The sequence below is a fragment of the Pseudoalteromonas sp. BSi20429 genome (assembly GCF_000238895.1).
In the GTDB taxonomy this organism is placed as follows: Bacteria; Pseudomonadota; Gammaproteobacteria; order Enterobacterales; family Alteromonadaceae; genus Pseudoalteromonas; species Pseudoalteromonas arctica.
Genome location: NZ_BADV01000061.1, coordinates 1 through 648 on the forward strand (window position 1 = coordinate 1; position 648 = coordinate 648).

Annotated in this window: 1 protein-coding gene; it reads left to right on the forward strand. The window is 33.6% G+C overall.

The window, feature by feature from the left end; genetic code table 11:
• The first annotated feature begins 135 nt into the window (after nt 1–135).
• A complete protein-coding gene (locus P20429_RS07850; RefSeq protein WP_007584139.1) occupies nt 136–588 on the forward strand; it encodes a transposase in 453 nt (150 codons plus the stop codon).
• Nucleotides 589–648: the final 60 nt, after the last annotated feature.

Sequence of the window (648 nt, forward strand, 5' to 3'; positions counted from 1 at the left end):
AACCTAACGTTACCAAAGCGAGGTAATAAAACCTCACCTACAACATACACACCCTGTAGGTGCGAATTTACCTCGCGCTCTCTTATTTTAAAAACCTCTGCTACCTTTAATAAAAAGTACTGAAGGACTGTAAAAATGTATCGTTCTGATTTATTGCGAAAAGGCAGAGTATCATTAACAAATCGATTTTACTCAATCACACTAGTGGCGCACAAAAGAGAAAACATATTTATTTCTATGGATATTAATCGTTTGATAATCACAGAAATGAAAAAGATAGAAACGCAAGAAGCAGCTAAAACAATAGCATTTGTAATTATGCCAAATCATATACATTGGCTAATTCAATTAGGAAATAAAAAAGCGCTGTCCGATGTAATTAAGTTATTTAAAGGCCGTTGCTCTAAAGTAACCCGTGACGATTTAGGTATGTATAAATTATGGCAACGTAACTACTATGATCACATGATTAAAAATGAAAACGATTTACTGAACAATGCTAGATATATTATTGCTAATCCTTTGCGGGCTAAAATTGTCGATAAAATTGCTTCATACCCTTACTGGGATTGTATCTATATAAAATAAAAAGCTAGGTATAAAACCTCACCTACAGCATATGCTTCCTGTAGGTGCGAATTTACTTCG

Bases quoted from the DNA above. Each gene is read 5' to 3' on its own strand.
- P20429_RS07850 (WP_007584139.1), top strand. From the start codon at position 136: ATGTATCGTTCTGATTTATTGCGAAAAGGCAGAGTATCATTAACAAAT.